A 14234-nucleotide genomic window follows, 5' to 3' on the forward strand; every position below is an offset into this window, starting at 1 on the left:
TCACACCCCGATGCCGAGGCCCGCGACGCTACCGAGCACGGTGACGGCCGGGGGCCGGATGCCCGCCTCCGCGGCGAGAGCCGCAATGCCGGACGCATCGCCGCGCACCACCTGCATGGTGGGCAGGCCCGCATCCGCCACCACGGCGGCGGGCGTGTCCGCGGGCAGGCCGGCCGCGATGAGGGTGGCGGTGATCTCCGGCAGGTTCTTCACCCCCATGAGGATGACGATGGTGTTGCCCGCCGTGGCGAGCTTGTCCCACGCCACGTCGTTGCGTTCGTCATTCGGTCCGACGTGGCCCGCCACGACGGTGAAGCCGGTTGCGACGCCGCGGTGGGTCACGGGGATGCCGGCCAGTTCCGCGGCGGCGATGGACGAGGAGATACCGGGGATGATCGAGACGGTGATACCGGCCTCCTGGAGCGCCAGCCACTCCTCTCCCCCGCGGCCGAACACGAAGGAGTCGCCTCCCTTGAACCGCACCACGTCGCGCCCCGCGGAGGCCTGTTCGATCAGGATCTCGTTGATCCGCTCCTGCGGCGTGAACGGCCCGCGCGGCACCTTTCCCACCTCGATGAGTTCGGCGCCGGCCTTGGTCTCATCGAGCAGTTGTAGCGGGACGAGGCGGTCGTAGACGATCACATCGGCCCGTTGGAGGGCTTTCAACCCGGCGACGGTGATGAGGTCAGGATCGCCAGGGCCACCGCCGAGCAGTGTGACGTGGCCGGTGCTCGTTTCGTTCATGGGCGCACAGCCTAGTGCGGCGACGCCTCAGGCTTTGACCTGGTCTCCCATGAAGGCGTCCACGTCGGCCTTCGTGGCCCGCAACTTGGGGTCGTGCTTCAGATAGTGGGCCGTCTCCCGGGCGATCAGGCCCGAGAGGACGAGGAGGCCGATGAGGTTCGGCAGCGCCATGAGGCCGTTCATGATGTCGGAGAACGACCAGACGATGCCCAGCGGGACGGTGGCGCCGATGTAGACCACGACGGTGAACGCGATGCGGTAGACGATCGTCATCCTCGCCCCGAAGAGGCGCTCCACGCAGCGGTCGCCGTAGTAGGACCAGCCGATGATGGTGGAGAACGCGAACAGGATCACGCCGATGGCTACGACGTAGCCACCCCACTGGCCGGGTAGCCCGTGGCTGAAGGCCATGGAGGTGAGGACGGCGGGGCTCGCGTCGGCGTCCCACACACCGGTGGTGATCAGGACCAGGCCGGTGCAGGACACGACGATGAGCGTGTCGATGAAGGTCTGGGTCATCGAGACGAGGCCCTGCCGCACCGGGTGCGTGGTCTTGGCCGCGGCCGCGGCGATGGCCGCCGATCCCATGCCGGACTCATTGGAGAAGATGCCGCGGGCCACACCCATCTGGACCGCCAGCATCAACGAGCCGAACGTTCCGCCGGCGATGCCGCTGCCGGTGAATGCCTGCCCGAAGATGAGGCCGAGCGCGGTGGGGAGCTCCGCGAAGTTCACCACCAGGATGTAGAGCGCCCCGAGCACGTAGAACACGATCATGACCGGGACCAGCGCCGCTGTGACGGTGCCGATGACACGGATGCCGCCGAGGATCACGAGCCCTACGAGGACCGCCATCACGATGGCGGAGATGGTGACGGGCACGCCGAACGCGTCGTGCAGGTTGGCGGCGACCGCGTTGCCCTGGGTCATGTTGCCGATGCCGAAGCTGGCCAGCACCGCGAAGACGGCGAAGACGATGCTGAGCGCCACACCCCAGCCACCGGGCAGCGCCTTCTTGAGGTAGTACTGCGGGCCGCCGGACGACTCGCCCTTAGCGTCGACCGTGCGGAAGCGCACCGCGAGGAACGCTTCGGAGTACTTCGACGCCATCCCGACCAGGCCGGTGACCCACATCCAGAACAGGGCGCCGGGGCCGCCGATCGCGATGGCCGTGGCGACGCCCACGATGTTGCCGACGCCGACCGTGGCGGCCAGCGCCGTGGTGAGCGCCTGGTATTGCGAGATGTCGCCGTCCTCGGCGTCCTTGTCGTGCCGCTCCAGTAGCGCGAGCCGCAGGGCGGAGCCCAGCGTGCGGAACTGGATGCCGCGCAGCTTGATCGTCAGCCAGAGGCCGGTGAGCAGCAGCAACGGGATGAGGAGCCAGGGTCCCCATACGAACCCCGCGACAGCGTCCAGAATCTCCTGCAGCCGATCCATGGTGGGTCCCTCCGTGTGCGTTTCACCGTTGACGGAGACAAGCTAGCAACCTGCGGGCCCGCCCGGGGGCGAATTCACCGTCGTGTCGCGCAGCGATTTCAGGCAGGCAGGCGGAGGAGGTAGGTGTCGTGCACCCACCCGTGATGCTGCTGGAGTTGGGCGCGCAGCGCCGATATCTCGTCGATGACCTTCGCCAATGGCCCGTTGGCGAGCACTTCGTCATCCGATCCGAGGTAGGCCCCCCAGTAGATCTCCAGGTCCGGGAACTCCGCGACGAGGCCACGGCAGGCCAGCGCCGGGTCCTCGAACACCACGACGTCACCCAGGTCCGGGCGGTACTCGGCCAGCAGGCGCTCACCGGTGGTGAGGTGCACGGGCGCACCGTGCAGCGCCAGTTGGTGGGCCGCGGCGAGCACCTGGAGGGCGCTCACCCCCGGGATGACCTTCACCTGCAGCGACATGGAGGCGCGCAGCGCGTCGATCACGCGCAGGATCGAGTCGTACAGCGCCGGGTCCCCCCAGGCGAGGAAGCCGACGACCGTGCCGTCCGGCAGGCCGCTGAGGATCTGCACGTAGGTGGCCAGCCGTGCGGCGTCGAGGTCGTCGTCGGGGTACTGGTGGGCAGGGTCGAGCACCGTGATGATGCGGTGCGCGTGCCGCACGTGCCGGCGGATCAGTTCGCTGCGGCGCCAGACCAGATCCGAGCGGTCCTCCCGGTGATCCGCGACCACGAAGGCATCGACGCGGTTCATCGCCTCGACCGCGTCCAGCGTCAGCTGGCCGAAACCGCCGGGACCCATGCCGATGACCAATACCTCGTGACTCACGGGGACCACCCTAGCGACACCACTAGGCTGGCCGGATGGATCCCCGTCCCGGCACCGCCCCTGCGCTCATCTCGTCTGCACGTGCACGCTCAGGGTTGCTGAAACGGCTCGCCGGCGCCACGTCCGAGATGAACACGGCGACGCTGACCGCGCTGGTGGCGCGCCACGAGTGGTTCGGACAGCTGGACGCGGAGTCGCGCTCCTGGATCGGCGTCCTCGCCCGCTCCGGCATCGACGGGTTCGTGACCTGGTTCTCGGGTGAACCCTTCGTGCCCGAATCCGTCTTCGACGCCGCCCCCCGCGCCATGGCCCGCCGCATCTCGCTGCAGCAGACGGTGGACCTCGTCCGCACGACGACGGAGGTGGTCGAGGAGCAGATCCAGCACCTCCTCCCCCGCGGTGACCGCCAGCCGCTCCAGTTCGGCATCGTGCACTACTCGCGGGAGATCGCCTTCGCGGCCGCCGCCATCTACGCGCGCGCCGCCGAGGCCCGCGGCGCCTGGGATTCCCGCATCGAGGCCACCATCGTCGACGCCGTCGTGCGGGCCGAGACCGACGAATCCGTCATGTCGCGCGCCTCGACGCTGGGCTGGGACACGGATTCGAAGGTCGCCGTCGCCATCGGTGGCGCGCCGGAGACCGACGTGCTCGACGGTCTGCGCCGCGCCGCGGCTAAGCTCTCGTTGGAAGTGCTGGCCGCGCCGCAGGGCGACCGCCTCGTGTGCATCTTCGGCGGCGACCGGGTCAGCGACCCGGTGGAGGCCTGCGAGCGGATCAGCCAGTTGCAGGAGCATTTCGCGCCTGGCCCCGTCGTCGTCGGCCCCACCGTCGACAACCTTGCCGGTGCGCCCAAGTCGGCCCGCGCAGCAGCCTCCGGGTACCGCGCCGCCAAGGCCTGGCCGGAGGGCCCCACCACTCTGCTGTCCGAGGACCTGCTCCCCGAGCGTGCGCTGGCCGGCGACGGCCACGCCCGCCGCATCCTGTCCGGCGAGATCTACCCGTCGCTGGCGGCCAGCAAGGAACTCCTCGAGACGTGCGTCGGGTTCCTCGACTGCGGCTCATCGATGGAAGCCACGGCCCGTGCGCTCTTCGTGCACCCCAACACCGTGCGGTACCGCCTCAAGCGCATCCAGGACGTGACCGGCTACAACCCGGCGGATCCGCGCGAGGCCTACGTGCTGCGGCTGGCCATCACCCTCGGCCGCCTCCACGGCTGAATCACCGCCGCGCAATTCACCGCTACCGACAACGCTTCCCCTCGCCACCGCGCGTGCGGGCCGACATGGTGTTGTCGGGAAGTGACAACGGCCGTAGGGGGATTTTCGTGACATTCGATCCCGCCTCCCGGACGGCGAGCAGGCAGGGTTGTCATGTGCTTGTGATCGTCGCGCCCGGACAGGGTGCCCAGACCCCCGGATTCCTCGCCCCCTGGATTGCCGACCCCGCGCTCGCTGAGCAGTTGGCGCGGCTGTCCGAGGTGAGCGGCATCGACCTCGCCCACTACGGGACAGAGGCCGACGCCGACACCATCCGCGACACCGCCATCGCCCAGCCCCTCCTGGTCGCCTCGGCGCTGCTGAGCGGCCGGGCGCTGCTCGGCGACGACGCGACCACGGTGGGCATGCTCGCAGGGCACTCCGTCGGCGAACTGGCCGCCATGGCGCTGGCCGGTGCCATCACCGACGAGGACGCGCTCGTGCTGGTGCGCGAGCGGGGCAGGGCCATGGCGGAGGCCTCCGCCGCGCGGCCCACCTCCATGACCGCCGTCATCGGCGGCGACCGCGACGAGGTGCTGGCCGCCATCGAGGCCGCGGGCCTCACCCCCGCGAACAACAACGGTTCCGGCCAGATCGTGGCCGCGGGCACCGTCGAACAACTCGAGGAACTCGCCGCCAACGCCCCAAAGCGGGCCCGGCTGTTCCCCCTGAGCGTGGCGGGCGCCTTCCACACCGTGCACATGGAGCCCGCCGTCGCCCACCTCACCTCCGTGGCCGCGGGCGTGACGCCCGGCGAGCCCGTGACAGCCCTGCTGTCGAACCGGGACGGGGCCGTCGTCGGCTCGGGCGCCGACGCGCTGCAGCGGATGGTCAACCAGGTGGCCAACCCCGTGCGCTGGGACCTCTGCATGGAGGCCATGGCCGGGCGCGGCGTCACCGGGCTGCTCGAACTCACCCCCGCCGGCACCCTCACAGGCATCGCCAAGCGCAACCTCAAGGGCGTCGAACTGTTCAACCTCAACACCCCAGACCAACTCGACGAGGCACGCAGCTTCGTCCAGAACCACACCGAATCGGAGTGACCCAGTGGCACTGAAGACCGCAACCGGCGCGCAGTACGCGCGAATCCTGGCAGTGGGCGGCGCACGTGGCAGCCGCGTCGTGACCAACGAAGAGATGTGCACGATGATCGACTCCACCCCGGAGTGGATCCAGCAGCGCACCGGCATGACCGAGCGTCGCTGGGCCGCCGACGGTGAGGACGCCGAGACGCTGGGCGTGGAGGCCGCAGCCAAGGCCATCGAGCGCGCCGGGCTCCAGCCGGCCGACATCGACGCCATCATCGTGTCGACGGTGTCCCACTTCATGCAGACCCCTTCGCTGGCCGCCATCATGGCCGCGAAGCTGGGCATGCCCGCCCCCGCCGCGTTCGACATCTCGGCCGCCTGCGCGGGCTTCTGCTACGGCGTCGGCATCGCTGAAGGACTCGTCCGCTCCGGCTCCGCGAAGAACGTCCTCGTCCTGGGCGTCGAGGTCCTCTCTCGCTACACCAACATCGAGGACCGCTCCACCGCGTTCCTGTTCTCCGACGGCGCCGGCGCGGTTGTCATCGGGCCCTCCGACGAACCGGCCATCGGCCCCACCGTGTGGGGATCCAAGCCCGAGGCGCACGACGTCATCGAGATCGACGACTGGCGCACCGTCGAGGCCGGCACCACACCCCACATCCACATGGATGGCCGTGAGGTCTTCAAGTGGGCGACCGGCTCCATCGTCGAGAAGGCCGTGGAGACCCTCGAAGCCTCGGGCCTGACGCCCGAAGAGCTCGACTGCTTCATCCCCCACCAGGCCAACAACCGGATCACCGATTCGATGTTGCGTCACCTCAAGCTGCCCGAGGACGTCGTGGTCGGCCGCGACATCATCCGCATGGGCAATTCGTCTGCGGCTTCGGTTCCGCTGGCGATGGAGGCCCTGCTCGAGTCCGGGCAGGCCAAGAGTGGGGACAGCGCTCTGATCATCGGTTTCGGCGCGGGCCTCGTGTTCGCAGGCCAGACCGTCATCCTGCCCTGACCCCTACACTCAACCCATTCCCACCACCAGAAAGTAAGGAGCCATCATGGCCAGCACTGAAGAGATCCGCGCCGGCATCGCCGAGGTCGTCAACGACATCAACGGCAACGCGGTCGAGGACGTGACCCAGGACAAGTCGTTCGTCGACGACCTCGGTGTCGACTCCCTGTCGATGCTCGAGATCATCAACGACCTCCAGGACAAGTTCGACATGGAGATCCCCGACGAGGACGCCAAGAACCTCAAGACCGTGGGCGACGCTGTCGCCTACATCGAGCGCGGCGCCAACTGACGACGTAGAACCCCGTGAGAGGCCGGTTCCCGGTTTCTCACGGGGTGCACCAACCGGGTGCTGGGTGTCCCGTGAGACGCCGGCTCTGACCCCGCTCCCCTCTCACCCCAACTCATCCCACGCCTCTGAGGAGAAACATGTCCGACGCGATTGTGATCACTGGCATCGGCGCCACCACGCCGCTGGGCGGCGACGTCGCCAGCACCTGGGAAGGCCTGCTGGCAGGCCGGTCGGGCGTCACCGCCCTCGATGAGGAATGGGCGCAGGACCTCCCCTCCCGCATCGCAGCCAAGGTCGCCGTCGACCCGAGCGAGGTCATCGAGCGGGTCGAGGCGCGCAAGCTCGACCGCTCCACGCAGCTCGTGCTCGTCGCCGGCCTCGCGGCCTGGGCCGACGCCGGCTTCGGTCTGGGCGAGGACAATCCCGTTGACCGCGACCGGTTGGGCGTCGTCTGCGCCACCGGCATCGGCGGTCTCCAGTCGCTGCTCGGCAACTGGGACGGCATGCGCGACAAGGGCCTGCGCGGCGTGTCCCCCTTCACCATCCCCATGCTGATGGCCAACGCCCCGGCCGCCAACCTCGGCCTGAAGCTCGGCGCCCGCGCCGGCATCCACACCCCCGTGTCCGCCTGCGCGTCGTCCAACGAGGCGATCGCCTGGGGCATGGACATGCTCCGGCTTGGCCGGGCGGACATCGTCGTGGTGGGCGGCGGCGAGGCCGTGATCCATCCGCTGCCGCTGGGCGCGTTCGCCAAGATGCAGGCGCTCTCGCGCCGCAACGACGAGCCCACGCGCGCGTCGCGACCCTGGGACGTGGACCGCGACGGCTTCGTGCTCGCCGAAGGTGCCGCCATCATGGTGCTGGAGCGCCTCGATGCGGCCAAGGCCCGCGGGGCGAAGATCTACGGCACCGTGCGCGGTGCGGGCATGTCCGCCGACGGCCACGACCTGGTGCAGCCGGACCCGGACGGCTACGGCCAGTCCCTCGCCATGACCCGTGGCCTCCAGGAAGCCGGCCTGACGCCGGCCGAGATCGTGCACATCAACGCCCACGGCACCTCGACCCCTCAGGGCGACGTGACGGAGGCGGGCTCGATCCGCAAGGCGCTGGGCAGCCACGTCGACCATGTCGTGGTGAACTCCACCAAGTCGATGACCGGCCACCTGCTCGGTGGCGCCGGTGCGCTCGAGACCCTGGCCACGGTGCTGTCGCTGAAGAACCGCATCGTGCCGGGCACCATCAACGTCGACAACATCGAGCCCGATCTGGGGATCGACGTGGCCACGGAGAACCGCACGCTGCCCGAGGGTGACCTCGCCGCCGTGAACAACTCGTTCGGCTTCGGCGGCCACAACGTGGCCGTCGTGGTGAGCAACGAGAACATCACTGACTGACCTCCTGCTGAACCAGTTCGGGCCTGTGCGGCGAATGCTGCACAGGCCCGAACTGTTCGCTGTCCAGGGTCAGACGACCTGGTGCAGCCAGCGCACGGGGGAATCTTCGGCGGCGTAGCGGAACACGTCGAGTTCCTCGTCCCACGGCACGCCCAGCAGCCTGTCGAGCGCGTGGTGGATCGGTTCGCCACCCAGGGCGTCGTTCGCTAGGGCGTGGCGCAGGCGGTCCTCGGGCACGAGGATGTCGCCGTGCACACCCACCTGGGCCGTGAAGGCTCCGAGCGAGGGGGTGAAGCAGTACCGCTGGCCGTCCGAGCCCGCCGTCGGTTCCTCGGTCACCTCGAAGCGCAGGTGTCCGATCTGCGCCAGGGTCGACGACAGCACGGCGCCGGAGCCGACGTTGCCCGCCCAGGAGTATTCGGAGCGACGCGCGCCCGCCTCTGCAGGCTGCTGCGTCCAGGACAGTTCAATGCGGCGGCCGAGCGCCGACCCGAGGGCCCATTCGATGTGCGGGCACAGCGCGGCAGACGCGGAATGGATGAGGATCATCCCCTGCGCCTGGATACCCGTGTGACGAGCGTTCATCTCGGTTGTACCTCCTGGTTGGGCTGGATTGCCTTCCCCTGCGATCGAGCCCAGCCAGGCGGTGTGCCCCCATTGTGCCCAGGTTTCCAAGCGACACGCAATGCGATAGACAAGACCCATGCGTGCGAGCCTCGAATCCGTACTGAACTACCCGGACGCCATCTCCCAGGTGCAGTCCACCAGGAACGGTGTGCTGTGGCTCGCCACGATCGCCGCTGAGGACGGCCGCGTCACCGTGCGGCAGCGCAGCCACGACGGCGCGGTCAGCGATCTGACCCCGGAGGCCAACGTCCGCTCCCGCACCATGGAGTACGGCGGCGGTGCCTACTCGGCCAACCGCGAACTCCTCGTCTACTGCGACGACCGCACCCGCCGCGTCTGGCTGCTCGACGCCGACGGCACCCGGCGGCCCCTCACCCCGGCGGATTCCCAGTACGTCTACGGGGGCCTGCACCTCAGCGTGGCCAACGGTTTCGTCCTCGCCGTACGCGAGGACCACTCTGCTGAACCCGAGCCCCGCACCGAGATCGTCACCCTCAGCCTGGACGACGACGAGCCGGACGCCGGGCGGGTCATCGCCACGGGTGCCGACTTCTACGCGGGGCCGACGGTGGCCGGGCACTTCGTCGCCTGGTACCAGTGGAACCACCCGGCGATGAGCTGGGACACCGCGGAGGTGTGGCGGGCGCCCATCGGCGACTGGTGGGACGCGGACCTGCTCTACGGCCGCGACGGCGTGTCCGCCCAGTACCCCGTCGGGCTCCCCGAACTGGAGGCGTGCGCCTACGTCACCGACGAGTCCGGATTCTGGAACTGGCGCGTGCACCACGGCAACGAGTGGCGGGTGGACCGCGACTGCGCCGGCCCCACCTGGGTGCTCAACCGGCCCGTCGCGGCCGTCACGCGCGACAACACGCTGGCAACGGTCCAGTACATCGACGGCAAGGGCACTCTCGCCCTCTGGAACGTCGAGACCGGCGAGGTGACCGAGCCGCTGGTGGGCACCACCGACATCGAATCCATCGCCGCGTACGGCGACTGCCTCTATGTCGTGGCCGAATGGGCTGACCGGCCTGCCACGCTCGTCGAGTTGCGCTCCGGTGGCGGTAACCTCGCGCTCGCGGGGCCTTCGGGCATCGCGGAGGAGTTCGTGGCCGCCCCCTCCGCCATCTGGGCGGAGGGACCGGTCGGTCCGGTGCACTCCTGGCTGTACCGTCCCGAGCTCACCAACCCGCCCATGATCGTGCTCACACATGGCGGCCCGACGTCGATGGCCACCGCCTCCTACAACGCCGCCACCCAGTTCTGGGTGTCGCGCGGGTTCGCGGTGCTGGATGTGAACTACTCCGGCTCCACGGGGTTCGGCCGGGAGTACCGCAACCGCCTGCGCGGGCGCTGGGGCGACCTCGACGTCGACGACGTGGCCGCCGCCGTCCGCGAGGTCACCGGCCAGGGGCTGGCAGACCCCTCCCGCGTCGCGATCACCGGCGGCAGCGCCGGCGGCTTCACGACGCTGCGCTCGCTCACCACCACCGACGTCTACGCCGCGGGCGTCACCCGGTACGGCATCGGATACCTGCCCACGCTGGCCACCGACACCCACAAGGCGGAGTCGCGCTACCTCGACGGCCTCATCGCCCCGTGGCCGGAGGGCCGCGACCTCTACGAGGAACGCTCCCCCATCAACCACCTCGACAACCTGAGCACCCCCATGCTGGTGCTCCAGGGCCGCGACGACAAGGTGGTGCCGCCCGCCCAGGCGGAGCAGCTCGCCGACGCCGTGCGGGCCAAGGGCCTTCCGCTGGCGCTCGTGATGTTCGACGGCGAGGGCCACGGCTTCCGGGGCATGGCCGCGCGGCGTGCGGCTCTCGAAGCTCAGGTCTCCTTCCTGGAGCAGGTCTTCGGCATGCGGCACAGCAGCGACGTGCCGGTGCTGGAGATCGAGAACCTCGACTGACCTAGAGGGTTGTGCTTCGGCTCAGACCGTCAGCCGCGGCCCGAAGATGGCCGTGCCGATGCGCACGCACGTGGAACCGTGGGCGACGGCGAGCTTGAAGTCGCCCGACATGCCCATGCTGAGTTCGTCGTAGCCACCGCCCAGGGCGTCGCGGATCCTGGCCTGCACGTCGAGGAGGCGGCGGAAGCAGGCGGCGACCTCGGCGTCGTCGTCGCTGAAGACCGCCATCGTCATCAGCCCGCGGACGTCCAGCGCCTCGAGGGGCTGCAACTTCCGCGCGAACCCGATGGCCTCCTCAGGCGCGATGCCGGACTTCTGCGCCTCCCCCGAGGTGTTGAACTGCACCAGCACCGGGAGCCGCCTTCCGAGCGCGGCGCAGCGGCGGTTGAGGTTCTCCGCGAGGCTCAGCGAGTCGAGCGACTGGAGTTCTGCGGCGAGCTCCGCCACTGGCTTGGCCTTGTTGGACTGCACGTTCCCGATGATGGCGAACCCGATGCCCTCGTCTGCGAGCTCGGCGTGCTTGCCCACCATCTCCTGCACCCGGTTCTCCCCGAACAGGGTGTAGCCGGCGGCGTGCGCCTCGCGGATCTGTTCCGCGCTGTGGTACTTCGACACGGGCATGATTCGCACCGACGCCGGGTCGCGGCCGGCGGCTACCGCCGCCTCGTCGACCTCGGCGCGGATCCGTTGCAGGTTTTCCGCGATGGTCACGGCCACCTGGCTCCCAGCGAGATGACACCCATTGCCGCCAGCACCGCGAAGATGATCGCGAGGCCGGCGTAGCGGTCGGTCACCTCTGCGGGCACCCGCTCGGTGCCGACGGACTGCCGGATGGCGTCGTAGACCTCGTCCAACTGCCCGGCGGATTCGGCCGCGTACTTCTTGCCGCCCGAGAGCCTGGCGATCTCACTGAGCTCCCAGTGGTCGACGGCCACGCGCTGACGCTGGCCATCCTGCTCCACGAAGCCGTTGTCGGTGCCGAACGCGATGGTGTAGACCGGCACGTTCTGTTCCTTGGCCTTCTCGGCGGCGCCGGCGGAGCTGCGTCCGATGTTGGTGGCGCCGTCGGAGAGCAGCACGACGGCGGCGGGGGCCACCGCGTCAGGATCCGACGGGTCCGGCGGCACGAGCTTCAGCGCGTCGAGGCTCTTGTAGACACCCTCGCCCACCGCCGTCGAGGGAGCGAGCATCAGCGAGTCGATGGCGCGTTGCACCACTCCCCGGTCGATGGTGGGCGGCACGATGAGGTCTGCTGTCCCCGCGAACGAGACGAGGGCCACGTTGAAGCGTTCCGGCAGGGAGTCCACGAAGGCCTTGGCCGAATCCTGCGCCGCCTGCAGCCTGTCCGGCTCGACGTCCTGCGCCTCCATGGACCAGGACACGTCGATGGAGACCACGACGGTGGCGCGGTCGCGCGGCTTGTCGACATAGTCCTTCGGGATCGCCCAGGCCACGATCAACGCGGCGAGCGACAGCAGCCCGAGGAGCACGGCGCCGTGCCGCTTCCAGGCGGCGTCCTTGGGCACCACGAAGCGCAGCCGGGAACTCATCGGGCGCGGCTTCGACGTGCGGGCCGACAGCACCACGTACAGGACGGCGATCAGGGGGATGATCACGAGCGCCCACAACCGGTACGGGGCCATGAACTCCATCATCAACGGCATCATCGCGGCCACCTCGCGGCCATGAAGACCGCACCCAGCGCCGCCACGACGGCGAAGCCGAGCGCGATGAACGCATAGGTGGCGGTGATGGGTTTGGCCACGTCCTCGTACCCGATGACCGAGCCGACGTCGCGATAGGCCGTGGCCAGCGCCTCCCTGTCGTCGGCGCCCACGGCACGGGCGCCGGTGATGTCTGCGATCTGTTCGAGCGTGGCCGTGTCCGGCGCGACGTTCTCGCGCTGGCCGTCGATGTCGACGAACCCGTTCTGGGTGCCGTACGCGATGGTGAAGATCGGGATCTCCTCGTTCTTGGCGCGCTTGGCCGGCTCGTCAGGCGTTGGGCCCTCGGTGTTGGTGCCATCGGACAGCATCACGATCATGGCCGGGGCGGGCTCTTCGCCGTCGCCGCCGGGTGGGGCGAGGTCCACCGCGCGCAGGGCGGTGGTGATCGAATCGCCGATGGCGGTGCCGTCGGCCAGTTCCAGTGCGGTGATGGCACGCTCGGTGGCGCCCCGGTCCGTCGTCGGCGGGATGGCGATGGTGGGCCTACCCGACATGGCCACCACGGCGACATTGAAGGAGTCCGGCAGGTCGCGGACGAATTCCACGGCGGCCTGCTTGGCAGCGTCCAGCCTGTTCGGCTCCACGTCCTCAGCCGACATGGAGAGAGACACGTCGACGATCATCACGACGGTGGCGCGCTCGCGCGGCACCTTCTCCGTACCCAGGGGGTTGGCGTACGCCAGACCGAGGGCCACCAGGGAGCACAGCGACATGGCCACGAACACGTGCCGCGTCCACCGACGCTGTGAGCCGACGACGCGGCCCAGCATGCCCGTGTTCGTGAAGCGCAGCGCAACCCGGCCCTTCAGCCGCAGCAGGATCAGGTACACGAGGACCAGCACCGGTAGCAGCGCCAGGGTCCAGAGTCGTCCGGGGTTCGCGAACTCCGGGAACCAGGACCAGAGCCAGCTCACTTGCTCACCCCCTGCGGGGGCTGGTGCAGCATGCCCGCCACCTTGCGGTAGTGCAACACGAAGCGGGCGATGTCGGTGACCCAGTCGCGGTCCGTGCGCAGCTGGATGTGGCCGGCGCCGGCCCGGCGCAGCGCGATCTTGATGCGTTCGCGCTGGGCGCGCGTCGCGGCGTCCATGCGGCGCTTGGCCGCGTCGTCGGAGGTGTTGACGTAGCGCGCGAACGAGGTCTCCGGGTCACGGATGAGCATCTCGCCCACGTCCGGGAACTCCAGCTCGTGCCTGTCGATGACCTCGATGCAGAGCACCTGGTTGCGCACCGCCAGCCGACGGATGGCGCGCTCCCACGGGGGCGGCACGTTCGGGTCGAGCTCGGAGTCCCCCGGCGTGAGGAAGTCCGAGACCACCACACGCATGCCGCGGCGGCGCTGCGAGCGGGTGAGCTGCTCGATGCCGTCCTCCAGCTCGATGGTGCCGGGCGTGTTGTCCGGCACGATCGGCTCCGTGAGGAGCTTGCGCAGCAGCCCGTAGAGCGCGGTGCGCCCGGAGCGGGCGGGCAGCCGCTTGACCTGGTCCGGCAGCATCATCATCCCGCCGAAGCGGTCGCCCATCTTCTGCGAGAGGAACCCGATGGTCGCGATGGCCGCGATGCCGAGGTCGCGCTTGGTGATCCCCTCGGTGCCCCAGTTCATCGACGGCGTGACGTCCAGCAGGGCCCAGACCTCCAGCTCGCGGTCCGCCATCGTGTCGCGCACGTGCGGCACCGTGGTGCGGGCGGTCACGGCCCAGTCCATCTTGCGCACGTCGTCCTGCCCGGGATGGTAGACCCGGGCGTCGTTGGTGTCGGTGCCCGGCCCGGGGAGGAGACCCAGGTGGTCCCCCTGGAGGAAGCCCTCGAGGCGGCGCACGATCGTCAGTTCGAGGCGTCGCAGGGCTGCCTCGGGGGCCAACTTGTTGAGGGGCACCGTCGGCCCGGTGGGCGCGCGCAGCACCGAATATTCGGCCGCCTCAGTGCTGGGCACAGCCAGTGACGGCCCCTTCTGGGGGCCGTCGTAGGTGAAGCCCGGTTG

Annotated in this window: 14 protein-coding genes; 6 read left to right on the forward strand and 8 right to left on the reverse strand. The window is 69.6% G+C overall.

The annotated features are described in order from the left end of the window. From cobA to cobF, 3 genes are all read right to left on the reverse strand, one after another. A complete protein-coding gene (cobA, locus tag ACX1DX_RS04465) occupies positions 1–744 on the reverse strand; it encodes a uroporphyrinogen-III C-methyltransferase (RefSeq protein ID WP_459397768.1) in 744 nt (247 codons plus the stop codon). Positions 745–771: 27 nt separating this feature from the next. Beyond that, on the reverse strand, positions 772–2181 hold the full coding sequence (locus ACX1DX_RS04470) for an alanine/glycine:cation symporter family protein (RefSeq protein WP_459397769.1): 1410 nt from the start codon (positions 2179–2181) through the stop codon (positions 772–774). Positions 2182–2279: 98 nt separating this feature from the next. After that, on the reverse strand, positions 2280–3008 hold the full coding sequence (cobF, locus tag ACX1DX_RS04475) for a precorrin-6A synthase (deacetylating) (protein WP_076058650.1): 729 nt from the start codon (positions 3006–3008) through the stop codon (positions 2280–2282). A gap of 128 nt (positions 3009–3136) precedes the next feature. Here cobF and ACX1DX_RS04480 point away from each other — a divergent pair, with 128 nt between their 5' ends. From ACX1DX_RS04480 to ACX1DX_RS04500, 5 genes are all read left to right on the forward strand, one after another. After that, complete coding sequence (locus tag ACX1DX_RS04480) at positions 3137–4225, forward strand: PucR family transcriptional regulator (RefSeq protein WP_233120681.1); 1089 nt, start codon at positions 3137–3139, stop codon at positions 4223–4225. A gap of 155 nt (positions 4226–4380) precedes the next feature. After that, positions 4381–5307 (forward strand): ACP S-malonyltransferase, encoded by a 927-nt coding sequence (locus tag ACX1DX_RS04485; protein ID WP_182765629.1) that lies wholly within the window; start codon positions 4381–4383, stop codon positions 5305–5307. Positions 5308–5311: 4 nt separating this feature from the next. Beyond that, positions 5312–6298: a beta-ketoacyl-ACP synthase III gene (locus ACX1DX_RS04490; protein ID WP_459397770.1), complete on the forward strand. Its 987-nt coding sequence runs from the start codon at positions 5312–5314 to the stop codon at positions 6296–6298. 46 nt (positions 6299–6344) lie between these two features. Then, entirely contained in the window at positions 6345–6590 is a 246-nt protein-coding gene (locus ACX1DX_RS04495; RefSeq protein ID WP_143570849.1) for an acyl carrier protein, read from the forward strand. A 137-nt stretch (positions 6591–6727) separates the two neighbouring features. Further along, positions 6728–7984 (forward strand): beta-ketoacyl-[acyl-carrier-protein] synthase family protein, encoded by a 1257-nt coding sequence (locus ACX1DX_RS04500; protein ID WP_182763472.1) that lies wholly within the window; start codon positions 6728–6730, stop codon positions 7982–7984. A 69-nt stretch (positions 7985–8053) separates the two neighbouring features. Here the strand turns inward: ACX1DX_RS04500 and ACX1DX_RS04505 are convergent, their stop codons facing one another. Then, positions 8054–8569, reverse strand: coding sequence for a DUF3145 domain-containing protein (locus ACX1DX_RS04505; RefSeq protein WP_459397771.1), 516 nt, complete (start codon positions 8567–8569; stop codon positions 8054–8056). Positions 8570–8687: 118 nt separating this feature from the next. On the opposite strand from ACX1DX_RS04505, the gene ACX1DX_RS04510 reads away from it, so the two are divergent. Next, positions 8688–10526 carry an alpha/beta hydrolase family protein gene (locus tag ACX1DX_RS04510; protein ID WP_459397772.1) on the forward strand — a complete coding sequence of 613 codons (1839 nt, stop codon included), beginning with the start codon at positions 8688–8690 and terminating at the stop codon, positions 10524–10526. A gap of 21 nt (positions 10527–10547) precedes the next feature. Here the strand turns inward: ACX1DX_RS04510 and ACX1DX_RS04515 are convergent, their stop codons facing one another. Genes ACX1DX_RS04515 through ACX1DX_RS04530 form a run of 4 tightly spaced genes read right to left on the reverse strand, consistent with a single transcriptional unit; the run spans position 10548 to position 14153 of the window. Continuing rightward, positions 10548–11237, reverse strand: coding sequence for a YggS family pyridoxal phosphate-dependent enzyme (locus tag ACX1DX_RS04515; RefSeq protein WP_459397773.1), 690 nt, complete (start codon positions 11235–11237; stop codon positions 10548–10550). After that, on the reverse strand, positions 11234–12190 hold the full coding sequence (locus ACX1DX_RS04520; protein ID WP_459398175.1) for a VWA domain-containing protein: 957 nt from the start codon (positions 12188–12190) through the stop codon (positions 11234–11236). The genes ACX1DX_RS04515 and ACX1DX_RS04520 overlap by 4 nt, the downstream gene beginning before the upstream one ends. Beyond that, the gene (locus ACX1DX_RS04525) at positions 12190–13167 is read right to left on the reverse strand and encodes a VWA domain-containing protein (protein WP_459397774.1); all 978 of its coding nucleotides are present in this window, start codon (positions 13165–13167) and stop codon (positions 12190–12192) included. Before ACX1DX_RS04525 ends, ACX1DX_RS04520 begins: the two co-directional genes overlap by 1 nt. Then, positions 13164–14153, reverse strand: coding sequence for a DUF58 domain-containing protein (locus tag ACX1DX_RS04530; protein WP_255436327.1), 990 nt, complete (start codon positions 14151–14153; stop codon positions 13164–13166). The genes ACX1DX_RS04525 and ACX1DX_RS04530 overlap by 4 nt, the downstream gene beginning before the upstream one ends. Positions 14154–14234: the final 81 nt, after the last annotated feature.

Source organism: Tessaracoccus zhenghani (assembly GCF_054552775.1).

What these genes read in the sequence shown, in the direction of transcription:
- ACX1DX_RS04520 (WP_459398175.1), bottom strand. Translation starts at nt 12,190, where the DNA reads ATGCCGTTGATGATGGAGTTCATGGCCCCGTACCGGTTGTGGGCGCTC.
- ACX1DX_RS04505 (WP_459397771.1), bottom strand. Translation starts at nt 8,569, where the DNA reads ATGAACGCTCGTCACACGGGTATCCAGGCGCAGGGGATGATCCTCATC.
- cobA (WP_459397768.1), bottom strand. Translation starts at nt 744, where the DNA reads ATGAACGAAACGAGCACCGGCCACGTCACACTGCTCGGCGGTGGCCCT.
- ACX1DX_RS04500 (WP_182763472.1), top strand. Translation starts at nt 6,728, where the DNA reads ATGTCCGACGCGATTGTGATCACTGGCATCGGCGCCACCACGCCGCTG.
- ACX1DX_RS04480 (WP_233120681.1), top strand. Translation starts at nt 3,137, where the DNA reads ATGAACACGGCGACGCTGACCGCGCTGGTGGCGCGCCACGAGTGGTTC.
- ACX1DX_RS04470 (WP_459397769.1), bottom strand. Translation starts at nt 2,181, where the DNA reads ATGGATCGGCTGCAGGAGATTCTGGACGCTGTCGCGGGGTTCGTATGG.
- ACX1DX_RS04495 (WP_143570849.1), top strand. Translation starts at nt 6,345, where the DNA reads ATGGCCAGCACTGAAGAGATCCGCGCCGGCATCGCCGAGGTCGTCAAC.
- ACX1DX_RS04510 (WP_459397772.1), top strand. Translation starts at nt 8,688, where the DNA reads ATGCGTGCGAGCCTCGAATCCGTACTGAACTACCCGGACGCCATCTCC.